Below are 21,437 nucleotides of genomic sequence, written 5' to 3' on the forward strand. Positions count from 1 at the left end.
TACTTACGTGTCTGTTGCGATCCGCGCCTTAGCGGCGCTTCGACTTCCGGTCTTCCTTGACGTGACCCCGGAAGGTGCGCGTCGGCGAGAACTCGCCGAGCTTGTGGCCGACCATCGACTCGGTGACGAACACCGGGACGTGGGTCTTGCCGTTGTGCACCGCGATCGTGTGGCCCAGCATGGCCGGGACGATCATCGAGCGACGGGACCAGGTCTTGATGACGTTCTTGGTGCCGGCTTCGTTCTGGGCGTCCACCTTCTTGATGAGGTGGTCGTCGACGAAGGGCCCCTTCTTGAGACTGCGCGGCATCTAAACCCGCTCCTAGCGCTTCTTGTTCGTCTTGCGGCGGCGGACGATGTACTTGTTCGACGCCTTCTTGGGCGAACGAGTACGGCCTTCCTTCTGGCCCCACGGGGACACCGGGTGGCGACCACCGGAGGTCTTGCCCTCACCACCACCGTGCGGGTGGTCAACCGGGTTCATCGCCACACCGCGAACGGTCGGGCGGACGCCCAGCCAGCGCTTGCGGCCGGCCTTGCCCCAGTTGATGTTCGACTGCTCGGCGTTGCCGACCTCACCGATGGTGGCGCGGCAGCGGGCGTCGACCAGGCGGATCTCGCCCGACGGCATGCGGAGGTGGGCCATCGTGCCCTCCTTCGCGAGCAGCTGCACGGAGGCACCTGCGGAGCGGGCGAACTTGGCGCCACCGCCGGGACGGAGCTCGATCGCGTGGATCGTGGTACCGACCGGGATGTTGCGGAGGGCCAGGTTGTTGCCGGGCTTGATGTCGGCCGTGGGGCCGTTCTCGACCCGGTCACCCTGCGCCAGACCACGCGGGGCGATGATGTAGCGCTTCTCGCCGTCCGCGTAGTGGAGCAGCGCGATGCGCGCGGTGCGGTTGGGGTCGTACTCGATGTGAGCGACCTTGGCCGGCACGCCGTCCTTGTCGTGACGACGGAAGTCGATCACACGGTAGGCACGCTTGTGGCCACCGCCCTGGTGGCGGACGGTCACACGACCGGTGTTGTTACGGCCGCCCTTGCTGTGCAGGGGGCGGACCAGCGACTTCTCCGGCGTGGACCGCGTGATCTCGACGAAGTCGGCGACGGAGGAGCCACGGCGGCCCGGCGTCGTCGGCTTGTACTTGCGGATACCCATTTCTCAGTCCTCGTCCGATATCGGACGACTCGACCGCCGTCAGGCGGTCGGGCCGCCGAAGATGTCGATTCGGTTGCCCTCGGCGAGGGTCACGATGGCGCGCTTGGTGTTGGCGCGCTTGCCGAAACCGGTGCGGGTGCGCTTGCGCTTGCCCTGGCGGTTGATCGTGTTGACCCCGGTGACCTTGACCGAGAAGACCGCCTCGACGGCCTGCTTGATCTGGGTCTTGTTGGCGCCGGGCGCGACGATGAACGTGTACTTGTTCTCGTCGAGCAGCGCGTAGCTCTTCTCGGAGACAACCGGCTTGACGAGGACGTCGCGCGGGTCCGTGAAGGTCTTGCTGGTGATCGTGGCCTCGGACATCAGGCCTCGCTCCCTTCGGTCTCATCGGCCTTGGGGCCAGACACGAAGGACTCGAGGGCGGCCTGGGTGAAGACCACGTCGTCGGATCGCATCACGTCGTACGTGTTCAGCTGGCCCGGCTCCAGGATGTGCACCTGGGGCAGGTTGCGGGCGGACAGCCACGCGGCCTCGTCGGAGCGCTCGGCGACCAGGAGCAGGTTCTTGCGCTCCGAGATCTTGCCGAACAGCGTCTTGGCGGCCTTGGTGGAGATGCCACCCTCGACCACGCCGGTGACGACGTGGATACGGGAGTGGTTCGCCCGGTCGGAGAGGGCACCGCGGAGGGCGGCGGCCTTCATCTTCTTGGGGGTCCGCTGCGAGTAGTCACGCGGCACGGGACCGTGCACGACGCCACCACCGGCGAACTGCGGGGCGCGGGTCGAACCCTGACGGGCGCGGCCGGTGCCCTTCTGGCGGTACGGCTTCCGGCCACCACCGCGGACCTCGCCACGCGACTTGACCTTGTGCGTGCCCTGACGGGCGGCGGCCAGCTGCGCGACGACGACCTGGTGGATCAGCGGGATGCTGACCTTGGCCTCGAAGATCTCGGCCGGGAGCTCGACGGTCCCGGTCTTGTCGCCGGAGGGCGACAGAATGTCAATGGTGCTCATATCCTCAGGCCCCCTTGGCCGCAGTGCGGACCAGGACGAGGCCGCCGTTCGGACCAGGAACCGCGCCCTTGATGAGGAGCAGGCCCTTCTCCGCGTCAACGGCGTGAACGGTCAGGTTCTGGGTGGTCACGCGCTCGTTGCCCATACGGCCGGCCATGCGCATGCCCTTGAAGACGCGGCCCGGGGTGGCGCAGCCACCGATCGAACCGGGCTTGCGGTGCACGCGGTGGGCACCGTGCGACGCCTTGCCACCACGGAAGTTGTGGCGCTTCATGGCGCCGGCGAAGCCCTTGCCCTTGCTCTTGCCGGTGACGTCGACCTTCACGCCGGCCTCGAAGACCTCGGCGGTGATCTCCTGGCCGAGCGTGTACTCGGAGGCGTCAGCGGTGCGGAGCTCCACCAGGTGGCGGCGCGGGGTGACGTCGGCCTTGGCGAAGTGACCCTTGAGGGGCTTGTTCACCTTGCGCGGGTCGATCTCGCCGAAGGCGATCTGGACCGACTCGTAGCCGTCGGTGTCGTTCGTACGCACCTGGGTCACGACATTCGGGCCGGCCTTGACGACGGTCACCGGGACGACCCGGTTGTTCTCGTCCCAGACCTGCGTCATGCCGAGCTTCTCGCCCAGGATGCCCTTGATGTTCTTAGCCATCTCGCGCGTCACCTCAGAGCTTGATCTCGATGTCGACGCCCGCCGGCAGGTCGAGACGCATGAGCGAGTCGACGGTCTTCGGCGTGGGGTCGAGGATGTCGATGAGGCGCTTGTGCGTGCGCATCTCGAAGTGCTCGCGCGAGTCCTTGTACTTGTGCGGCGACTTGATGACGCAGTACACGTTCTTCTCAGTGGGCAGCGGCACCGGGCCCGCGACCGACGCACCAGTGCGCGTCACCGTCTCGACGATCTTCTTCGCCGAGGAGTCGATGACCTCGTGGTCGTAGGCCTTGAGCCGGATGCGGATCTTCTGTCCCGCCATGGCTACTCAGTAGTCCTGTCTCTCGTAACGCTCTGGAACCCGGGGGTTCTCTTGACTCCTCCTCCGACCCACGCGGTCGGGCGTGTCGCACTCCCTCTACGAAGAAGTCCCGAAGGATTTCCCAACCAAGGGGGTGCGGGCCCACAAACCCGCGAAGCCGGGGGCGGAACACCCACCGGGTGCCTGGTCGGCACCCCGCTGACACTTCCCGGAAGATTCCCGTACGTCCGCCCCTGAGAAGGGACGACGAGTACTGTGGGACTCGCTTCCGGTCCTCCCGGCGGGAGGCGCGCAGCATCGGCACTCAACCGAGCAACCCCGACAGTCTGCCATACGCGGGCATGTGGTCGCCAATCGGGGCCCAAGACTGTACCCCACGTCACGCGGAGCTACACACAAGGGCGCGCCGGGTGAGCGACCGCGCCGCTCACCACGGCCGCGCGGTCCGGTGCGACGACGAGCCTCAGATGCGGGTCACCGTGCCGCACGCGCTGGGGAGCTCGTCGAGGTCCTTGCTGCGGTCGTACGGGTCGACGGCGGGGCCGGACGGCTCGGGGGCCGCCGGATCGGCGTACCGGTCCTCGGTGAACGTGGGGTGGAAGTAGCCGTCCTCGGGACCGTCGCAGTCGTCGTTGCCGACGTTGGAGTCCCACGCGCTGACCCCGAGCCTGCCCGGCGTGGCCTCGAACCTCGCGGGGTCGGCCAGGGAGAAGGTGATCTGCCGGCGGACGACCGTGCGGGCCACCGACGCGGCGCCCGGCCCGGCCTTCGCGACGGGGTAGACGAAGGTGTAGTCGGTGTGGATCAGGACCTGGCCCGCGTCGGCGCCCTTGCCGTTCTCGACGCTCATCCGGCCACGGACCTTGACGACCGTGCCGACGGGCCGGACCTCCGCCGGGGAGAAGCGGCTGAAGAGCAGCGTGGGGTCGTTCCGCTCCGAGGGCCTGGCGAGGGCCTTCTCCATGCCGGACACGAGGTCCGGCTGCCTCGGGTCGAGCAGGCCGAGCGCACGCTCCGGCTTCCCGCCCCTGAGCACCGCCGGGTCCAGATTCGCCGCCACCAGGAAGTCCTTGGAGCGCTTCAGCGCCGACTCGACCTGCGCCTTCGACATCCAGCCGGTCGCCTTCGCCGCCGGGAGCTCGATGCCGGCCGCGCCGTCGGCCCAGCGCAGGGCCGGGGAGCCGCGGAAGGGCTCCTTCAGGGTCGGGCGGTCAGGATCGACGTACTCCGGGGCCGCCGTCGGAGGAGCCGTCTCGGCGGCGAGGGGCGTGGCGTCCTCGGGGTGGTCGGTCCAGCTCGACGGGAGGGCCGAGGTCACGCCGTCCGGGAGCACGCCGGTCACCAGCTGGGGCCGCACGGCGATCAGCGCGAGCGCGACGGCCAGGGTGATGCCGACGACGGCCTTCACCCGGCGCCGACGGGCCGCGCGGCCGTTCATCTCCTGCCAGGCGGGGCCCGTGCGCCAGCCCGCCGGCTCCTGCCGCTTCGGCTGCTTCGACCGCTTCGGTGCCTTCGGCGGCTTCGGCGGCCTGGCCTTCCGCAGGGCCTTCTCCTGCTCCTCGGTACCGAGGCCCTGCTCCCGCGCGGCCTCGACGAACGCGGCCCATTCCGCGTCCGAGACCGACGGCTTGTCCGACGGCTTGTCGTCCATGTGTCCCACCCCTGTGCTGCACGATGCGATCCGGACGTTCTCATGGCGCCGGAGCGGTGGAGCGGGCAGGTCAGGGCTCTTGATCAGTTCGTGACCGAGCCGGGCCGGGCAGTCGCCGGACATGCGCACCAGCGACGAGATCTACCACCGGGTGCTCTGGGACCCGCGCCTCGACGCGGAGCGCTTCGTGATGGGCGTCGCCGAGCGCGGCACGGACCGGCCGACCCGGCTCGCCCTGACCGACTTCGCACCCGGCGGTGACATCCCCTGGCACCGCGTACTCTTCTTCGAGGCCGACGGCGAGCTCATCTGGGACCGCAGGACCGGGCTCGACCGCCTCGACGACTCCCCGGCGGGCCGGGCCCACGCCGAGGTACTGGCCGTCCCGCCCACCCACCGCACCGCCCTGGCATGGCTGCCGCCGGCCGGCCTGTGGGAGCCGGTGCAGAGCATCCGCCGCGTCCACGACCGGCAGATCGGGCGCTGGCCCCCGCACGTGAACGTCGTCTACGGATTCGTCCCCGAGGCCGACTTCCCGCGCGCGATCCCGCTCGTCGCCGCCGCCCTGCGGACCGTCCCGCCGTTCCGCGCCCGGCTCCGCGGGGTGCGCTGGTTCCGGCACCGTACGGACGCCACCGTCTGGCTCGACCCGGCGGCGGCCGGCCCCGAGCCGTGGCGGCGCCTACGCGAAGCCCTGGAGGAACGGTTCCCGCTGTGCGTCGACGACCGCGGTTTCACCCCGCACCTGTCGCTCGGCCGCAGCCGCGAGCCCGCCGTCCTGGCGGCCGAGTGCGAGGAACGGCTCGGCACGACGAGCGTCCCGGTCGAGGCGCTGGCACTGCTCGCCCGGCACGGCGACGAGCCCATGCGGGTGAAGGCCGTGGTGCCGCTCGGCGACACCTCCGCACACCGCTGAACCCCGGTCGCGGAAAATCCGTCTAGCCGGACGCACACACGTACACGACACGCACACCAGCTGCACCGACGCACAGGGGACCGACGAGCGGTGGACAACAGAAGAGTGGCGCGGCGCACCGTGCTCGCCGGAGCCGCCGCCGTCGCCGCGGCCGTCGCCGGCTGCTCCGTACCCGCACCGCCCAGCAGCGCGGCCACCGCCGACCCGGCGCCGGGCCGGCCCATAGCGCACAGTGCCGGCCGGGCGCTGCTCATGCAGTTCGCCGCGCACCCGGACGACGACCTGTACTTCATGAACCCCGACACCCAGCGGCTGCTCGACGCCGGGGTTCCGCTCGTCTCCGTGTACGTCACCGCCGGCGAGCACACCGGCAAGAACTGGATCAAGGGCATGCCGGAGACCCCGCCCGACAAGGCCGCCTACTCCTCCGCCCGCCACCAGGGGCTGCGCCAGTCGTACGCGCAAGCGATCGGCGCGGAGAAGTTCACGCCCTGGCGGAAGGGGGTCGTCGCCCTCGCCGGCGGACGGCGGTGCGAGGTGAACACCCTCGTCCACGGCGGGCGCCGGGTCGAGCTGGTCTTCCTCGACCTGCCCATGCACACCACCCGCCGCTACATGGCGCTGCCCGCCCTGTGGGAGGACCGGGCCCTCGAACTGCGCACCCACCTGTCCGCCGGCTCCCCCGTCACCCGCGCCGACACCTACGACCACGGGCAGCTGATCGAGGTCCTCGCCGGGCTCCTGGCCCGCTACCGGCCCACCGTCGTGCACACCCTCGACCCCGATCCGGACATCCAGATCAGCGACGAGGCCACCCGCAAGCGGGACAGCGAGCAGCCCGGCTACTCCGACCACGGCGACCACACCGCCGTCGCCTGCTTCACCTGGGCCGCGCTGCTGCGGTGGGTCGCCGACGCCACCGCGGGCGGGGGACCGGTGCCGCCCTTCACCACCACCGCCTTCCGCGGCTACTACAACCGGCACTGGCCGAAGAACCTGCCGCCCCGGGTCCTCGCGGAGAAGGCCGCCCACCTCGTCCCGTACGGCGGCGATCCGGACTGGGACTGCGGCAACCCCTCCGGCTGCGGCGACTACGGCGTCGGCGGCGACCGTCCGCTGACCAACAAGAAGGGCTGGGTGCGCTCCACCCACTACCGCTGGCCCGCTCCCGGTCCGGCCGTCGCCGAGGAGCCGGGCGGGCGGCTCGCCGCGTACGGCGTGCTGGGGCTGCGCGCGGTCCGCTGGCGCGAGGTCTCCCCCGGCTCCGGCCGCTTCGGCGAGCCCGAGGACCTGGGCGGCGGTCCCCTGGCGCCCGCCCTCGCCCCTGCGACGCTCGGCGACGGCCGGGTGCTGCTGTTCGGGGTGCGCTTCGCCGCCCTGTCCGGCCGCGGCGGCCCGAACCGGCGCGAGGTCGTCCTCCTGGAGCAGCGCTCCCCCGGCGGCCCGTTCCTCGCCTGGCGGGGCCTCGGCAACCCCGAGCGCGGGGACGACCGGGGCCGGCGGATCGGCGCGCCGGTGGCGGTCACCGGCGCCGACGGCCGCGTGCACCTCTTCGTACGGAACGCGGACAAGGGCGTGTCGACGCGGGTACGGGCGGCCGACGGCAGCTGGAGCGCGTGGCGGGCGCTGCCCGGCGACGGCTCGGGGGACGAGGTGCAGGACGGTCTGACGGCGCTGGCCGACGCGGCGGGCCGGGTCCACGTCCTGGCGGCGGGCCGCACCGCCGTGCGCCACTGGACCGACGGCTCCCCCGCCGAGCCGCTCCCCCTGGCCGGCGACCCGGTCGCCGCGGTCCCGGCCCCGGGTCCGGCCGGTGTCCAGGTCTACTACCGCGCCCCGGCCGACGCTTCGCTCCGCGCCACTCCCGGCGAGGCCCCCCGCCTTCGTCGGCTACGGCCTGCTCACCGCCGCCCCCGGCCCGGGCGGCCCCGTCCTCCTGGGCCGCGACGAGCGCCACCGGGTCCAGCTGCACCGCGGCGGCCGGCTGTCCGTCCGTGCGTCGGGCGTCGTCCCGACGGGCGATCCGGTGCTGCACCGGGGCACGGCGGTGGTGGGGATGGGGGCGGACGCCCGGCCGTGGGTGTGGCGGCCGTGACGCCGTGACGCCGTGACGACGAGGCCGTGAGTACGCGAAAGGGCCCGCCTCCCGGGAAGGAGGCGGGCCCTAACTCCGCGGCCGGTCAGGTCACGAGGCTACTGGCGCTTGACGAAGTAGCCGGTGATGTCGGCGAGCAGGTCGACGGAACCGAACTTGTTGTAGAAGCTCACCTTGCCGTCGGCGCTGACCGGCACGACGACCAGGTTCGGGATGGTGAGTCCCTTGGTGAAGTTCAGGTTCGACACCGCCGGGACCGTCGGTCCGGCCGGGTAGACGGAGACGTAGCCGCCCGAGGTCGGGTTGGTCACCGTCACGTTGAGCACGACGGCGGTCGCGCCGGCCGGGACACCGCCCGTGCCCGCGACGTTCAGCGTCACGAAGCTGTCGGCGGCGACGGAGCCCTGGGGCACGCCGAGGCCGGAGCGGGTGTCCATCAGCCGCTTGGGGCCGATGTTGATGTGGGCCGCGCCGCCCGGGTCGGCCGAGAAGAAGCCGGTGACGTCGGCGAGCAGGTCCACGGAACCGAACGCGTTGTAGAAGCTGACCTTGCCGCCCTCACCGATGGGGACGATCACGAGGTTCGGGATCGTCTGCCCGGCGGCGAAGTTGAGGTTCGAGACGCCGGGGCGGGTGCCGCCGCTCGGGTAGGCGGCGACCCAGCTGCCCGAGGTCGGGGCGGTCGCCGTCACGTTCATGATCACGGCGGTGGCGTCGGCCGGGATGCCGTTGGCACCGGCGACCTGGAGCTCGACCGTACCGGCCGGGCCCACCTTGCCCCGGGTCACGCCCGTGCCGTAGCGGGTGTCCATGATCCGCTGCGGCTCGACGCTGGTGTGGGTGGAGCCGCTGGTGTCCTTGGCGTAGTAGCCGGTGACGTCGGCCAGCAGGTCGACGGAGCCGAACGCGTTGTAGAAGCGCACCTTGCCGTCGATCACCGGGACGGTGACCAGGTTCGGGATGGTCTTGCCGGCGGTGAAGTTGAGGCTGGACGCGGTGGGGCGGTTCGTGCCGTTCGGGTAGACGGTGACGTAGCCGCCGGAGGTCGGGGCGGTCGCCGTCACGTTGAGCACGACGGCGCCGACGCCGGTCGTCGGGATCCCGGCCTTGCCGGTGACCTGGAGGACGACCTCGCCGCCGGGGCCGACCTTGGCCTTGGTGACGCCGAGACCGGTACGGGTGTCCATGAGCCTGGCCGGGGCGACCGGCTTGAAGGTCTTCGGCCCGGGGACGGTCACGGTGACGGCCGGGGAGGTGGTCACCTTGCCGGACGTGTGCGTGGCGCGGACCTTGACGGTGTGGTCGCCGTAGCCGCCGACGTTGACCGAGGCGGTGCGCATGTGGCCCCAGCTCCAGGTGGCGACCTGGTCGTCGACGAGCACCTCGAACTTGTGGATGAAGGTGTTCGACGTGGTCGTGCCCCAGTTCACGGTGACCGGGCCGGGCGTCTCGTAACCGGCCCCGGCCGGGGTGGCGCCGCCGGTGAGGCTGCTGATGGCGAGGTTGGCGACGGTGCCGGTGGCGTACGAGCGGATCTTCGACAGCTGCGGATAGAGCTTGTCACCGGGGCACTCGGTGTTGAAGCCGTCGCGGTGACCGTTGATGGCGTTGAAGGTGTACTGCTGCTGCGGCGTGAACTTGGCCCCGTAGTAGTTGCTCAGCGTCTCCTTCGCCGGGTCGCCACCCGCCGTGAGGATCGCCTTGCCGCCGGGGTCCACCCCGTACTGGCCGAGCTTGTACGCGATGATCTTCGAGACCGAGGCGAGCGCCGCTTCGGACGCTGCCTCCGTCATGTAGTTGCCGATGATGGAGATACCGGTCGACTCGGCGTTCCAGCCGTAGGAGTGCGCACCCATGACCGGCTGGTCGATGCCGCCCTTACGGCCTTCGAAGATCGTGCCGCACTTGTCAACGAAGAAGTTGTAGCCGATGTCCCGCCATCCCTTGACCCTCATGTGGTAGTCGAGGATGCCCTGGACGATGCTCGCCGACTGGGAGCACTCGTACGGCTCGCCGGCGGTGTGGTGCACGAATGCGGCCTTGATCTTGCCGCCCGGCAGGTAGAGGGGTGGCTCGACGACCTTGCTCTCGTCCACACCCCACTGGGCGCGCGTGACGACCTTCGGCTGAGGAGCGGTCGACGGCGGTCCCGGGACGGTCGGCGGAGTGTTCACGTCATCCGCGGCGAAGGCGGCCGGCTCGATGCCGAGGTCACCGTTCTGCTCGGCTGCGGCGCCCGCACCATGGGGGTCGATCATGTTGAGCGTGAGGCCCGCGGGCAGGGTGCCGGCCGCGGCGCCGTCGCTGATCCGGACCTCCGCGCCATCGGAAGGCCCGGTCCACAGCGGCTCCGTGGAGCCGCGGGCATCCTCTTCGCCGTCCATGCCGGAAGGCTGCGGCTCCAGCTCGATCCAGTCCGACCACTCACCGGTTTCGATGCTGCGGGTGCGCGCCTCGATGGTGCCCTTGATCTTCGCCTTCGGGTCCGTCCAGGACACGCCGAGCAGACCGAAGGGCTCCGTGTCGCGGCGCGAGAGCACCGCCTCGCCGTTGCCCTTGCCGGTCAGCGCGAGCTTGTGGAGCTCGCTCTTCTCGGCGGCGCCTCGACCTCCCGCACCGGTGTACAGGCTCGGCGCGCTCGCCTTGTCGTCCTCGGTCCCGAAGACCGCCCCGTTCGCCGCGGCCTGGAAGGCCAGGACGGTGATGCCCGCGAGGGCGGCACCCATCGCCGTACGACGTATCCGCTTGCCCGTTTTGCGACGTGCTCGACGTCCCGATCTCAAGTTGTCTCCACCCCTAATGGTCATGACACAACCGACCGGCGCACTCTACGGGACGTCAGGTTTGCGTTTGCCACCGGGGGGTAAAGCAGAGGACCCCGCGCCGCCGAAGCGGTGCGGGGTCCTCGTGGGAGCTCTGTCGAGCTACCAGGTCAAACCACCGAAGTTCGTGAGAACTTACTTGGTGATCTTGGTGACCTGGCCGGCGCCGACGGTCCGGCCACCCTCACGGATGGCGAACTTGAGGCCCTCCTCCATGGCGACCGGCTGGATCAGCTGGACGGACATGGAGGTGTTGTCGCCCGGCATGACCATCTCGGTGCCCTCGGGGAGGGTCACGACGCCGGTCACGTCCGTGGTACGGAAGTAGAACTGCGGGCGGTAGTTGTTGAAGAACGGGGTGTGACGGCCACCCTCGTCCTTCGACAGGATGTAGGCCTGGGCCTCGAACTCGGTGTGCGGCGTGACCGAACCGGGCTTGATGATGACCTGGCCGCGCTCGACGTCCTCGCGCTTGATGCCACGGAGGAGCAGACCGACGTTCTCACCGGCCTGGCCCTCGTCGAGCAGCTTGCGGAACATCTCGATGCCGGTGACCGTGGTGGTGGTCTTCTCCTGCTTGATACCGATGATGTCCACGGTCTCGTTGACCTTGAGGACACCGCGCTCGATACGGCCGGTGACGACGGTGCCACGACCGGTGATCGTGAAGACGTCCTCGATCGGCATCAGGAACGGCTTGTCGACGTCACGCTCGGGCTGCGGGATGGCCTCGTCCACGGCCTTCATGAGGCCGAGGAGCTTCTCGCCCCACTCCTTGTCGCCCTCGAGGGCCTTGAGCGCGGAGACGCGGACGACCGGCAGGTCGTCACCCGGGAACTCGTACTCGGTGAGGAGCTCACGGACCTCGAGCTCGACGAGCTCCAGGATCTCCTCGTCGTCCACCATGTCGGCCTTGTTCAGGGCGACGACGATGTAGGGGACGCCGACCTGGCGGGCCAGGAGCACGTGCTCCTTGGTCTGCGGCATCGGGCCGTCGGTGGCGGCGACCACGAGGATGGCGCCGTCCATCTGCGCCGCACCCGTGATCATGTTCTTGATGTAGTCCGCGTGACCGGGGCAGTCGACGTGGGCGTAGTGACGCGACTCGGTCTGGTACTCGACGTGCGCGATGGAGATGGTGATACCGCGCTGGCGCTCCTCGGGAGCCTTGTCGATCTGGTCGAAGGCCGAGGCCTCGTTCAGGTCCGGGTACGCGTCGTGCAGCACCTTGGTAATGGCGGCCGTGAGGGTCGTCTTACCGTGGTCGATGTGACCGATGGTGCCGATGTTGACGTGCGGCTTAGTCCGCTCGAACTTCGCCTTCGCCACTGGGGTCCTCCTGGAGTGGTTCTGAACGCCTTGCTTCATCGGCGCCAGGTGATCTTTGCTGGGATGCCAGGCGCCGGGGCCCGATCCTCGGGTTTCGGGGGCTGAGCCCCGGCGACTGGTGTCAAGCCTAAAGCGTGAACTCGGGAGAGTTACTCGCCCTTGGCCTTCGCGATGATCTCCTCGGCGACGTTCCGCGGAACCTCGGCGTAGGAGTCGAACTGCATCGAGTAGCTTGCGCGACCCGAGGTCTTGCTGCGGAGGTCGCCGACGTAGCCGAACATCTCCGAAAGGGGCACGAGGCCCTTCACGATGCGGGCACCGTGACGCTCCTCCATGGCCTGGATCTGGCCACGGCGGGAGTTGATGTCGCCGATGACCTCACCCATGTAGTCCTCGGGCGTGGTGACCTCGACGGCCATCATCGGCTCGAGCAGCACGGGCGAAGCCTTGCGCGCGGCCTCCTTGAAGGCCTGCGAGCCGGCGATCTTGAAGGCGAGCTCGGAGGAGTCGACCTCGTGGTACGCACCGTCGTGCAGGATCACGCGAACGCCGGTCATCTCGTAGCCGGCGAGGATGCCGAACTGCATGGCCTCCTGCGCACCCGCGTCGACCGAAGGGATGTACTCCTTCGGGATGCGGCCACCGGTGACCTTGTTCACGAACTCGTACGAGGACTCGCCGCCCTCGATCGGCTCGATGCCGATCTGGACCTTGGCGAACTGACCCGTACCACCGGTCTGCTTCTTGTGCGTGTAGTCCACGCGCTCGACGGCCTTGCGGATCGTCTCGCGGTAGGCCACCTGCGGCTTGCCGACGTTGGCCTCGACCTTGAACTCACGGCGCATGCGGTCGACCAGCACCTCGAGGTGCAGCTCGCCCATGCCGCCGATGATGGTCTGGCCGGTCTCCTCGTCCGAGTGGACCTGGAAGGAGGGGTCCTCCTCCGCGAGACGCTGGATGGCGACACCCAGCTTCTCCTGGTCGCCCTTGGACTTGGGCTCGATGGCGACCTGGATGACCGGGGCCGGGAAGTCCATGGACTCCAGGATGACCGGGGCCTTGTCGTCACAGAGCGTCTCACCGGTGGTGGTCTGCTTGAGACCCATCACGGCGATGATGTCGCCGGCGCCCACCGAGTCGATCTCCTCACGCTTGTTCGCGTGCATGCGGTAGATCTTGCCGATGCGCTCCTTCTTGCCCTTCACCGAGTTCAGGACAGAAGAGCCGGCGTCCAGGCGACCGGAGTACACGCGGACGAAGGTGAGCTTGCCGAGGTGCGGGTCGCTCATGATCTTGAACGCGAGGGCCGACAGCGGCTCGTCGTCGGACGGCTTGCGCTTGACGACCTGCTCCGGGTCCTTGACGTCGTGGCCCTCGATGGCCTCGACGTCGAGCGGGGAGGGGAGGTAGCGCACGACCGCGTCGAGCAGGGGCTGAACACCCTTGTTCTTGAACGCGGTACCGCAGAACACCGGGGTGACCGTGGTGTCCTTGGACTTGCCGGAGGCGATCGTGATGCGGCGCACGGCCGCGTACAGCTGCTCCTCGGTGGGCTCTTCGCCCTCGAGGTACAGCTCCATGATCGCCTCGTCGTTCTCGGCGACGGCCTCGATCAGCTTGCCGCGGTACTCCTCGGCGAGCTCGGTGTGCGAGGCCGGGATGTCGACGACGTCGTACATCTCGCCCTTGGTGGCCTCGGCGGACCAGACCAGGGCCTTCATGCGGACGAGGTCCACGACGCCCTGGAAGTCGGCCTCGGCACCGATCGGGAGCTGCATGACGATCGGCTGAGCGCCCAGACGGTCCTCGATCATGCCGACGCAGCGGAAGAACTCCGCGCCGGTACGGTCGAGCTTGTTGACGAAGCAGATGCGCGGAACGCCGTAGCGGTCCGCCTGACGCCAGACGGTCTCGGACTGGGGCTCGACGCCGGCCACGCCGTCGAACACGGTCACGGCACCGTCGAGCACGCGCAGGGAACGCTCCACCTCGACGGTGAAGTCGACGTGGCCCGGCGTGTCGATGATGTTGATCGTGTGGTCGACGTCCTCGAGCGGCCAGTGGCAGGTGGTGGCAGCAGAGGTGATCGTGATGCCACGCTCCTGCTCCTGCTCCATCCAGTCCATCGTGGCGGCGCCGTCGTGGACCTCACCGATCTTGTACGAAACGCCGGTGTAGAACAGGATCCGCTCGGTGGTGGTCGTCTTGCCCGCGTCGATGTGGGCCATGATGCCGATGTTGCGCACCTTGGCCAGGTCAAGCGAAGTGGTAGCCATAAGGCTTCAGTCTTCTCTCGGTCTCGATGTGGGTTGCGACTACCAGCGGTAGTGCGCGAAGGCCTTGTTGGACTCGGCCATCTTGTGCGTGTCCTCACGCTTCTTGACCGAAGCACCGAGGCCGTTCGAGGCGTCCAGGAGCTCGTTCATGAGGCGCTCGGTCATGGTCTTCTCGCGACGGGCGCGGGAGTAGCCGACCAGCCAGCGCAGCGCGAGGGTGGAGGCGCGACCGGGCTTGACCTCGATCGGCACCTGGTAGGTGGCGCCACCGACACGACGGGACTTGACCTCGAGGGACGGCTTCACGTTCTCGAGGGCGCGCTTCAGCGTGATGACCGGGTCCTGGCCGGTCTTCTCACGAAGACCCTCCATGGCGCCGTACACGATGCGCTCGGCGGTGGAACGCTTGCCGTCCAGCAGGATCTTGTTGATCAGCGAGGTGACAAGAGGAGAGCTGTAGACCGGGTCGATGATGACCGGGCGCTTCGGGGCGGGGCCCTTACGAGGCATTCTTACTTCTCCTTCTTGGCGCCGTAGCGGCTGCGAGCCTGCTTACGGTTCTTGACGCCCTGCGTGTCGAGGGAACCGCGGATGATCTTGTAACGAACACCCGGCAGGTCCTTCACACGGCCACCGCGCACGAGCACGATCGAGTGCTCCTGCAGGTTGTGACCCTCACCCGGAATGTAGGCCGTGACCTCGATGCCGGAGGTCAGACGCACACGCGCGACCTTCCGCAGCGCCGAGTTCGGCTTCTTCGGGGTGGTCGTGAACACACGCGTGCAGACGCCGCGGCGCTGAGGGGAACCCTCGAGTGCGGGCGTCTTGTTCTTCTCGACCTTGTCCTGCCGGCCCTTACGGACCAGCTGCTGGATCGTAGGCACTACTTCTCCGGTTTCTGTGTGCCGTCGGTAAAACTAACCTGGAACGTCGCCGACCCACGCGGTCGGGTGTGTCGAATCGCGCGGACCCCCGCCATGGGCGGGGAAGGGCGCGGATTGCGGTGGCCGGTCTCGGATTCAGCGTGCGGTTGAGGACACGCACACGACTCCGGGCACACCCCAGGCACAAGGCATGAGCGTACCTATCGCATGGACTCCGGTCAAAACAAATGCCCACGCGCAGGCTCCCCCGCCGACGTGGGAGAACGCAGCGACGACGGGTCGCGGCGGACGCGGGGCGACGGGGAGGCGGTGGGGGCGGGCGGAGGCGGGCCCGCGTCGAGGGCGGCGGGCCGGGCCGCGGACGGATGGCCGGTGGGCGGCGACCGGGGAGCGGCGGGCGGAGGCGGGCACGCATCGGGGGCGGCGGGCCGGGCCGCGGACGGACGACCGGTGGGCGGCGGCCGGGGAGCGGTGGGCGGCGACGACCTTGGGACCGACGGTCGACCAGGGCCGGGACCGCGGACCGGAGGCGGCCCGGTCGGCGGCGGACCGGGGCCCTGTCAGGTCCGGGGCCAGGATCAGGGCCGGGGCCTGGGCCTGGGCCGGAGCAGGGCCGGGGCCTGGGCCACGGCCGGCGCGGGACCTGGGGGTGTCACGCCGGTGCGGCCCGGGATGCGGATCGATGCGGCCCGGGGCGGTGCCCGGTCAGGGCCACGGCCGGCGCGGGACCTGGGGGTGTCACGCCGGTGCGGCCCGGGGCGGTGCTCCGTGCGACCCGGGGCATGGATCGGCGCGGCCCCGGGAGGCGAGTCGGCGCGGTCCCGGACGGATCCGGGACCGCGGTCAATCCTGCGCGGCGCGACGGGACTCGCCCGTGGCCCGGACGTCGCCGCCCTCGGGCTCGGGCTCCAGGAACTGCGTGACGACCTTGACGAAGACGTCCATCCGCTCGTCGGGGACCCCGAGCCAGCGAGCGAAGTCCTCCATGGTCGGCTGCCAGTCGCCCGGCGGCAGCAGATCCGCCGCGAGCGGCAGCTCCTCCGGGGTCACGCGCCCGGACCGGATGAGCATGTCGCGGACGGAGACCCCGAGGAGCGGGGCGATCCTGCGCATGGTTTCCAGGTCGGGCATGCTCTGCCGCTGCAGCAGCCGGGTCACGGCGGCGCGATGGACGCCGGCCTCGTCCGCGATCCGGGATTTCCCTCCGCCGCGGGGATTGTCGATGTCATAGCCGCGGGCCCGCATCAGACCTTCGACCCATCCCGCGAACTCGTCGAGCCCTTGAGTGCTCATGTAATTACCGCTCCCTCTTACTCCCCCACCCTTCGGGCCCCTCACTTTAGCGTGCTTGCGCGCACGGAATTACGTGCTTTCGGGCACGCAATCGTGGCGAATCGGTGAAGAGGTCTCCATCAGGGCTTTCGAAGCTAGTTGCGAGCTCGCACGCAACATGTCTATCGTGCTCCTCGCCGCACTCGTCGGCCTCCTGAGTCCCAAGGGCCCCACACGCCCCATGGGCCCCGGGGCCCCGGAACGTGGAGACCCACCTTGCACCTGTCCGACACCTCCCCATGGCAAGCCGCCGCCGCATGCGCCGGCCTCTCGCCGAACGTCGTCTTCTCCCGACGGGGCAAGGAGGCGGCCCCGGCCCTGCGGGCCTGCGCCGTCTGCCCCGTCAGCCGCGAGTGCGAGGCGGCCGTGGCCCCCGCCGAGAGCTGGTTCGACGGCGTCTGCGCGGGCCGCCTCTGGCGCAACGGCCGCCCGGTGAAGCCGCGCCGTCGCCCCGGCGAGGCTGCCGCGGAGGCCGCGCGAGCGGCGGAAGCGGAGGAAGCGGCGGAACTCGCCGCCGCCCTGGACGCCGCCGCCCTGGAGACGGCCGGCCTGGACGCCGCCGCCCTAGACGCGTCCGCCCTGGACGCGGCCGTCCCCTCCCGGGCGGACACGCCCGCCCCCACCCGTCCCCGTATCGGCTCGGACGACCGAGCAGACGCCCGCGCCGACGGCCGCACCCTCGTCGGCGCCGTTCTCGCCGGAGGCCCCCGTGGCTGAGCGCATGCCGGAGTCCGCCGACCACTCCGGAACCGCGACGACCGCCGGGACCCGCCCGTCCGACCGGCCCACCGTCGGGACCGTCAGCCCGAGCGGGACCGCCGGCACCGCCGACGAGCGGGTGCTGCGGGACATCACCCTCTGGGCCGCCTCCCTCGTACGGCAGTTCCCGGAGCTCGCCGAGGAGCTCGCGCCCGGGCGGCGCGGGCCGGTGGGGAGTGCGCCGACGGCGCCGCACCCCGGGCGGGACGAGCTGATCCGCCAGGAGCGCCGGGAGGCGCTGCTGCTCGAACAGCGGCACGGCCTGGTCGTCCCCGGGCACGGCGCCGCGCCCGTCCGGCTGCACGTGTCCGACGCCATCCGTGACATCACCGACGGCGTGGTGGAGCTGGAGGAGGCGGTCTGCGCGCGGCTCGGGCTGCCGCGGCCGCGCCGGGCCGGGGTGGTCGAGCGGCTGCGCCGGGTGGTCGGCCTGCTCGACGAGGTGGCGGGCCACCCGGTGCTCGCCCGCCACGTGCGGGACGAGATCCGCCGCATGGCACGGCGGTGTGCCCGGACCCTGGGCGAGGCGGAGACGGTCGTACGGGTCTCGGGGCGCTGCCCCTGGTGCGACTCGGTGTCGCTGCGGGCCTTCCCCGACCGGCGCGCGGTGCTGTGCGTGAACCCGGCGTGCGTGTGCACGGACGCGGCGTGCGGCTGTCAGGACGACCCGTCCTACCGGCACCTGTGGCCGGAGGAGGAGTGGGCCGAGCTCGCGGACGCCTCGGGGCTGCGCACGGAGGAGATCGAAGCGGCGATGGACGACACGAAGGAGACCTCATGCTGAGCTCGACCGCGCTGCCGCTGTCCCTGCCGGCGCTCATCCCGGGCCCGCTCGCCGCCGAGGAGGCGGGAGTCGCCCCGGCGACCATCCGCAAGTGGGTCCAGCTGGGCCACCTGCGGGCCGCGGGCAAGGCGGGCCGGGCACAGCTCTTCCGCCTGGAGGACGTCTTCGCGGCGGAGCGTGCGGCCCGGCGGAAGCCCCGTACCTCCTGATCGGACTCCCGCCCCCTCCGAACGAAGCGCCCCGTGTCTCACACGAGAGACACGGGGCGCTTCGTCATGCCGCCATGCCGCCACGTCGGTCGTCATGCCGTCACGCCGTCACGCCCGCAGGAAGTCGTGCAGGGAGCGGGTCATCTCGGCGGCGAAGCGGTCCCGCACGTCCTCCGGGACGCGGTCCAGGGACAGGTAGGGGTTGAGGTCCTCCAGTTCGACCAGGAGCAGCTCGTCCTCCGGGGTGCGGCAGGCGTCGACGCGCTGGATGCCGTGGTCGAGGGTGTTCCAGTCGACGAAGCGGCGGGCGAAGGCGAGGTCCGCCTCGGTGGGGTCGTACGGCTCCAGGACCCAGCGGCGCTCGGGGTCGGGGGCGTACAGGGCGTACTGGAAGCGGTCGTCGACGTAGTAGAAGGACACCTCGTAGCGGAAGTCGATCCGCGGCTGGACGAGGATCCCGCCGTACGAGAGGTCCGCGAGGCGTTCGTACGGCACGAACTCCAGACCTATGGAGTCGGCGCCGGCCTTGGGCTTGACGACGTACTCCGCCGCTTCGGGGAGCCGGCCCAGGTCGGCGGCGGAGCCGACGGTGGGGATGACGGGGAGGCCGGCGGCGGTGAGGTCGAGGAGGTACTGCTTGCCGGCCATGTCGCCGCGGCCGTGGAGCGGGTTGTAGACGCGGGTGCCGAGGGCGGCCGCCTCGGCGCGGAAGGCGTCGTAGGTCTCCTGGTAGTGCAGGACGGGCCCGCTGTTGCGGACGACGACGGCGTCGAAGGCGTCCATGAGGGCGGCGGCGTCGCGCGGGTGGCACAGGGCGAGGTCGAAGTCGGTGCGCAGGCGGGCGGTGAGGTCGATGTCCTCGTCGCAGTAGCGGCGTCCTCGGGCGGGGTAGGCGAGGTCGGTGACGTAGAGGAGGCGGGGTCGGGGGCGGGCTGCTGCGGACACGGGCGGCTCCTCTGGTTGGGGTGCGCCCCAACCTACCGTTCCGCCGTTTCACAGAAAGTCCCAGGTCAGCGGGCTGACAGCTCCGCTTTGCGGAGGATCGACGAAACCGCTCACCGAATTAGTTGCGTGCGCGCACGCTCTCTGTCACAGTTGGTGCAGCGGCGGAGCTGTGCCCGCGAGACGGGCCGCAGGCTCCGCCGTTCGCCGTCCGGGAGCGCTCCGCGCCCCTTCCCCCTTCGCCCGCGTCGAGCGCCCCGGACGGCCCCCCGCACCACCCCGCGCAGCACCGTCCCGCCCTCCCCTTCCATCGAGGAGATCCGTCATGACCACTCCCCCGAGTGCGTTCCCGGACGTCGAGAAGCTGGTCGTCGACGTCCTCAAGGCCGACCCGGCCCTTGCCGGCGTCACGGTCGCCGTACAGGCGCCGGCCGGCTTCGACGGCACGCAGAACGCCGTCCTGGTGAACCGCCGCGGCGGCGCCTGGATCGGTGACCTGCACGTCGACAAGCCGCTGATCGAGTTCGAGGTGTACGGGCCGACCAAGAACGCGGCCCACCTCACCGCCAACGCCGCCCGGCGCGCGCTGCTCGCCACCATCGGCAAGCAGATCGGCGTGAACTTCGTGAGCGACGTCGAGGAGCAGGACGGGCCGCGCTGGCTGCCCGACTACCTCTACCGGGGCGCCAACCGCTACCTCTGCGTCATCCAGCTCTCCCTGAACGTCTTCTAGACGCCCAGGCCCAGGAGCGCTCCCCCGGCGTCGTCACGACGCCCCCACAGACCAGGCCTCGCCGAACCGGCGGGGCCTTTGCCGTACCCGGGCCCGGAATCCGTCCGGCCGGGGACGGCGCCCTCACCCTCTCACCAAGGAGAAACCCCACCATGGCAGGAAACAACTCGGCCGAGATCCGCGTCGCAGGCACCGGCAAGCTCTACGTGGCCACGGTCGGCACCGCCGCGCCGACCTTCGGCGCCGGCGAGTCCTCCGCCGACTGGAGTGGCTGGACCGACCTCGGTTACACCACCGGTGACGGCGTGACCTTCTCGAAGAAGGACAAGCTGGAGGCCATCGACTCGTGGCAGTCGGTCTCCCCGGTCCACTACATCTACTCGGCCCGTGACCTCTCGCTGAAGTTCTCCATGCTCCAGTTCAACGAGGACACGCTGCCCTTCTTCATGGGCGGCGGCAAGGTCGAGGCGGACCCGGCCACGTCGACCGAGGTCTTCAAGTACGAGATCGCCGAGCGTCCGTTCGCGGACGTGCGCGCTCTCGGCCTGGAGTTCACCGACGTCAAGGCCGGTGGCACCGCGGTCACCTACCGCTTCATCATCCCGCGCGGCCAGGTCACCGCCTCCGACGACATCAAGCTGGCCCGCAAGGCGGCGTCCACCCTGGGCATCACCTTCAGCGCCATGTCGAACGGCAACGGCAAGCCGCTGGCCACCTTCCTCATGAAGGACAGCCAGTACGGCGCGGCCGTCTGATCCAGCCCCACCCGGGGCGGGACGGCACACCGCCGTCCCGCCCCGCCCCCTCTCCTCATTCATCCACGCGACCCACGCGAACAAGGAGTACGCACACCATGGCCCGTTTCGACGTCAACGCCGCTCGCGCCCAGCGACTGGAGGCCCACGGCCGCACCTGGTCCTTCGAGCTGGACGGCGAGTCCTTCACGCTTCCCACCGAGCTGTCCCGCAAGACCGCGAAGGCGCTGCGCAAGCTCGACGACAACGACGTGGACGGTCTGCTCGCGCTCCTGATGGGTGAGGAGCAGTTCGCCCGCTTCGAGGAGCACGACATCACGATGCAGGACATCGCCGCGATCCTCGAGGCCTACGGCAAGGAGACCGGGCTCGGCCTGGGGGAAGACTGAGCCTCGTCGAGTTCGTCGACGAACACGCCGAGGCCCTTGAGGCGGATCTCCTCCGCTATTACGACACCGATCTCCTGGACTGGTACCGGGGGGACCTGTCCAGCCGGCGCCTGATGGTGCTCATCAAGCACCTTCCGCAGGACGGGGCCGTGCAGCGGCAGATCCACGGGGAGGCGGCGGAGTGGTCCGTCACCGACCACCTGCTCGCCGCGACGGTGGACCACCTGGCCGTGGGCAACTGGATGTTCCAGATGGTCAACTCCGACGAGGACGGCGACCAGCCCGACTTCCCGAAGCCCGTGCCGCGCCCCGGCGTCAAGGACGAGGACGGCGAGGAGTCGGACGGGGACGCCCCGGAGGAAGCCGCCCCCGAGGCGGTCTCCCCCGGTGCTCTCGCCCGCTTCTTCGGCTGAGGCGA

Annotated in this window: 22 protein-coding genes and 1 pseudogene; 9 read left to right on the top strand and 14 right to left on the bottom strand. The window is 70.3% G+C overall.

The window, feature by feature from the left end:
* Positions 1–28 precede the first annotated feature (28 nt).
* The 7 genes from rpsS to ABD954_RS13480 form a co-directional block, all read right to left on the bottom strand.
* Entirely contained in the window at positions 29–310 is a 282-nt protein-coding gene (rpsS, locus tag ABD954_RS13450; protein ID WP_282694361.1) for a 30S ribosomal protein S19, read from the bottom strand.
* Positions 311–322: 12 nt separating this feature from the next.
* Positions 323–1,159 (bottom strand): 50S ribosomal protein L2, encoded by an 837-nt coding sequence (gene rplB / locus ABD954_RS13455; protein WP_132912402.1) that lies wholly within the window; start codon positions 1,157–1,159, stop codon positions 323–325.
* Between the two features lie 39 nt (positions 1,160–1,198).
* Entirely contained in the window at positions 1,199–1,522 is a 324-nt protein-coding gene (gene rplW, locus ABD954_RS13460; RefSeq protein WP_265864044.1) for a 50S ribosomal protein L23, read from the bottom strand.
* Positions 1,522–2,172: a 50S ribosomal protein L4 gene (rplD, locus tag ABD954_RS13465; protein WP_345486248.1), complete on the bottom strand. Its 651-nt coding sequence runs from the start codon at positions 2,170–2,172 to the stop codon at positions 1,522–1,524. Before rplD ends, rplW begins: the two co-directional genes overlap by 1 nt.
* 4 nt (positions 2,173–2,176) lie before the next feature.
* Positions 2,177–2,821 (bottom strand): 50S ribosomal protein L3, encoded by a 645-nt coding sequence (gene rplC, locus ABD954_RS13470; protein ID WP_137993938.1) that lies wholly within the window; start codon positions 2,819–2,821, stop codon positions 2,177–2,179.
* 13 nt (positions 2,822–2,834) lie between these two features.
* A complete protein-coding gene (gene rpsJ, locus ABD954_RS13475) occupies positions 2,835–3,143 on the bottom strand; it encodes a 30S ribosomal protein S10 (protein WP_003948644.1) in 309 nt (102 codons plus the stop codon).
* Between the two features lie 463 nt (positions 3,144–3,606).
* Entirely contained in the window at positions 3,607–4,794 is a 1,188-nt protein-coding gene (locus tag ABD954_RS13480; protein ID WP_345486249.1) for a hypothetical protein, read from the bottom strand.
* A gap of 121 nt (positions 4,795–4,915) precedes the next feature.
* Between ABD954_RS13480 and ABD954_RS13485 the strand changes: the two genes are divergently transcribed.
* Together ABD954_RS13485 and ABD954_RS13490 are read left to right on the top strand one after the other, a co-directional pair.
* Positions 4,916–5,710, top strand: a complete 795-nt coding sequence (locus ABD954_RS13485) for an RNA repair domain-containing protein (RefSeq protein ID WP_345486250.1) — start codon at positions 4,916–4,918, stop codon at positions 5,708–5,710.
* A gap of 105 nt (positions 5,711–5,815) precedes the next feature.
* Positions 5,816–7,805 (top strand): annotated as a pseudogene (locus ABD954_RS13490) (PIG-L family deacetylase).
* 98 nt (positions 7,806–7,903) lie between these two features.
* Here the strand turns inward: ABD954_RS13490 and ABD954_RS13495 are convergent.
* The 6 genes from ABD954_RS13495 to ABD954_RS13520 form a co-directional block, all read right to left on the bottom strand.
* Entirely contained in the window at positions 7,904–10,531 is a 2,628-nt protein-coding gene (locus ABD954_RS13495; protein ID WP_345486251.1) for an N-acetylmuramoyl-L-alanine amidase, read from the bottom strand.
* A 231-nt stretch (positions 10,532–10,762) separates the two neighbouring features.
* Positions 10,763–11,956, bottom strand: coding sequence for an elongation factor Tu (gene tuf, locus ABD954_RS13500; protein WP_345486252.1), 1,194 nt, complete (start codon positions 11,954–11,956; stop codon positions 10,763–10,765).
* Positions 11,957–12,105: 149 nt separating this feature from the next.
* A complete protein-coding gene (fusA, locus tag ABD954_RS13505; RefSeq protein WP_345486253.1) occupies positions 12,106–14,232 on the bottom strand; it encodes an elongation factor G in 2,127 nt (708 codons plus the stop codon).
* Between the two features lie 39 nt (positions 14,233–14,271).
* Positions 14,272–14,742, bottom strand: a complete 471-nt coding sequence (gene rpsG, locus ABD954_RS13510) for a 30S ribosomal protein S7 (protein WP_345486254.1) — start codon at positions 14,740–14,742, stop codon at positions 14,272–14,274.
* Positions 14,743–14,744: 2 nt separating this feature from the next.
* Positions 14,745–15,116: a 30S ribosomal protein S12 gene (gene rpsL, locus ABD954_RS13515; RefSeq protein WP_003948652.1), complete on the bottom strand. Its 372-nt coding sequence runs from the start codon at positions 15,114–15,116 to the stop codon at positions 14,745–14,747.
* Positions 15,117–15,959: 843 nt separating this feature from the next.
* Positions 15,960–16,409: a helix-turn-helix domain-containing protein gene (locus tag ABD954_RS13520; protein ID WP_345486255.1), complete on the bottom strand. Its 450-nt coding sequence runs from the start codon at positions 16,407–16,409 to the stop codon at positions 15,960–15,962.
* A 255-nt stretch (positions 16,410–16,664) separates the two neighbouring features.
* Here ABD954_RS13520 and ABD954_RS13525 point away from each other — a divergent pair, with 255 nt between their 5' ends.
* From ABD954_RS13525 to ABD954_RS13535, 3 genes are read left to right on the top strand one after another with little or no spacing between them, the layout of a single operon-like run.
* On the top strand, positions 16,665–17,165 hold the full coding sequence (locus ABD954_RS13525; RefSeq protein ID WP_345486256.1) for a WhiB family transcriptional regulator: 501 nt from the start codon (positions 16,665–16,667) through the stop codon (positions 17,163–17,165).
* Positions 17,158–17,991, top strand: a complete 834-nt coding sequence (locus ABD954_RS13530) for a hypothetical protein (RefSeq protein WP_345486257.1) — start codon at positions 17,158–17,160, stop codon at positions 17,989–17,991. The genes ABD954_RS13525 and ABD954_RS13530 overlap by 8 nt, the downstream gene beginning before the upstream one ends.
* Entirely contained in the window at positions 17,985–18,200 is a 216-nt protein-coding gene (locus ABD954_RS13535) for a MerR family transcriptional regulator (protein WP_345486258.1), read from the top strand. Before ABD954_RS13530 ends, ABD954_RS13535 begins: the two co-directional genes overlap by 7 nt.
* A gap of 108 nt (positions 18,201–18,308) precedes the next feature.
* Here ABD954_RS13535 and ABD954_RS13540 read toward each other — a convergent pair whose 3' ends face one another.
* Positions 18,309–19,145 carry an ATP-grasp domain-containing protein gene (locus ABD954_RS13540; RefSeq protein WP_345486259.1) on the bottom strand — a complete coding sequence of 279 codons (837 nt, stop codon included), beginning with the start codon at positions 19,143–19,145 and terminating at the stop codon, positions 18,309–18,311.
* 322 nt (positions 19,146–19,467) lie between these two features.
* Here ABD954_RS13540 and ABD954_RS13545 point away from each other — a divergent pair, with 322 nt between their 5' ends.
* From ABD954_RS13545 to ABD954_RS13560, 4 genes are all read left to right on the top strand, one after another.
* Entirely contained in the window at positions 19,468–19,875 is a 408-nt protein-coding gene (locus ABD954_RS13545; RefSeq protein ID WP_345486260.1) for a hypothetical protein, read from the top strand.
* A gap of 152 nt (positions 19,876–20,027) precedes the next feature.
* On the top strand, positions 20,028–20,630 hold the full coding sequence (locus tag ABD954_RS13550; RefSeq protein ID WP_345486261.1) for a phage tail tube protein: 603 nt from the start codon (positions 20,028–20,030) through the stop codon (positions 20,628–20,630).
* 98 nt (positions 20,631–20,728) lie between these two features.
* Positions 20,729–21,019: a hypothetical protein gene (locus tag ABD954_RS13555; protein WP_345486262.1), complete on the top strand. Its 291-nt coding sequence runs from the start codon at positions 20,729–20,731 to the stop codon at positions 21,017–21,019.
* Positions 21,020–21,132: 113 nt separating this feature from the next.
* The gene (locus ABD954_RS13560) at positions 21,133–21,432 is read left to right on the top strand and encodes a hypothetical protein (protein ID WP_345486263.1); all 300 of its coding nucleotides are present in this window, start codon (positions 21,133–21,135) and stop codon (positions 21,430–21,432) included.
* Positions 21,433–21,437 lie beyond the last annotated feature (5 nt).

This window comes from Streptomyces roseoviridis, assembly GCF_039535235.1.
Taxonomy (GTDB): Bacteria; Actinomycetota; Actinomycetes; order Streptomycetales; family Streptomycetaceae; genus Streptomyces; species Streptomyces roseoviridis.

What these genes read in the sequence shown, in the direction of transcription:
- rplC (WP_137993938.1), bottom strand. Translation starts at nt 2,821, where the DNA reads ATGGCTAAGAACATCAAGGGCATCCTGGGCGAGAAGCTCGGCATGACG.
- ABD954_RS13535 (WP_345486258.1), top strand. Translation starts at nt 17,985, where the DNA reads ATGCTGAGCTCGACCGCGCTGCCGCTGTCCCTGCCGGCGCTCATCCCG.
- ABD954_RS13560 (WP_345486263.1), top strand. Translation starts at nt 21,133, where the DNA reads ATGGTGCTCATCAAGCACCTTCCGCAGGACGGGGCCGTGCAGCGGCAG.
- rplW (WP_265864044.1), bottom strand. Translation starts at nt 1,522, where the DNA reads ATGTCCGAGGCCACGATCACCAGCAAGACCTTCACGGACCCGCGCGAC.
- rplD (WP_345486248.1), bottom strand. Translation starts at nt 2,172, where the DNA reads ATGAGCACCATTGACATTCTGTCGCCCTCCGGCGACAAGACCGGGACC.
- ABD954_RS13480 (WP_345486249.1), bottom strand. Translation starts at nt 4,794, where the DNA reads ATGGACGACAAGCCGTCGGACAAGCCGTCGGTCTCGGACGCGGAATGG.
- fusA (WP_345486253.1), bottom strand. Translation starts at nt 14,232, where the DNA reads ATGGCTACCACTTCGCTTGACCTGGCCAAGGTGCGCAACATCGGCATC.
- rpsS (WP_282694361.1), bottom strand. Translation starts at nt 310, where the DNA reads ATGCCGCGCAGTCTCAAGAAGGGGCCCTTCGTCGACGACCACCTCATC.
- ABD954_RS13520 (WP_345486255.1), bottom strand. Translation starts at nt 16,409, where the DNA reads ATGAGCACTCAAGGGCTCGACGAGTTCGCGGGATGGGTCGAAGGTCTG.
- ABD954_RS13545 (WP_345486260.1), top strand. Translation starts at nt 19,468, where the DNA reads ATGACCACTCCCCCGAGTGCGTTCCCGGACGTCGAGAAGCTGGTCGTC.
- rplB (WP_132912402.1), bottom strand. Translation starts at nt 1,159, where the DNA reads ATGGGTATCCGCAAGTACAAGCCGACGACGCCGGGCCGCCGTGGCTCC.
- ABD954_RS13555 (WP_345486262.1), top strand. Translation starts at nt 20,729, where the DNA reads ATGGCCCGTTTCGACGTCAACGCCGCTCGCGCCCAGCGACTGGAGGCC.
- rpsG (WP_345486254.1), bottom strand. Translation starts at nt 14,742, where the DNA reads ATGCCTCGTAAGGGCCCCGCCCCGAAGCGCCCGGTCATCATCGACCCG.
- ABD954_RS13495 (WP_345486251.1), bottom strand. Translation starts at nt 10,531, where the DNA reads ATGGGTGCCGCCCTCGCGGGCATCACCGTCCTGGCCTTCCAGGCCGCG.
- ABD954_RS13550 (WP_345486261.1), top strand. Translation starts at nt 20,028, where the DNA reads ATGGCAGGAAACAACTCGGCCGAGATCCGCGTCGCAGGCACCGGCAAG.
- rpsJ (WP_003948644.1), bottom strand. Translation starts at nt 3,143, where the DNA reads ATGGCGGGACAGAAGATCCGCATCCGGCTCAAGGCCTACGACCACGAG.
- ABD954_RS13485 (WP_345486250.1), top strand. Translation starts at nt 4,916, where the DNA reads ATGCGCACCAGCGACGAGATCTACCACCGGGTGCTCTGGGACCCGCGC.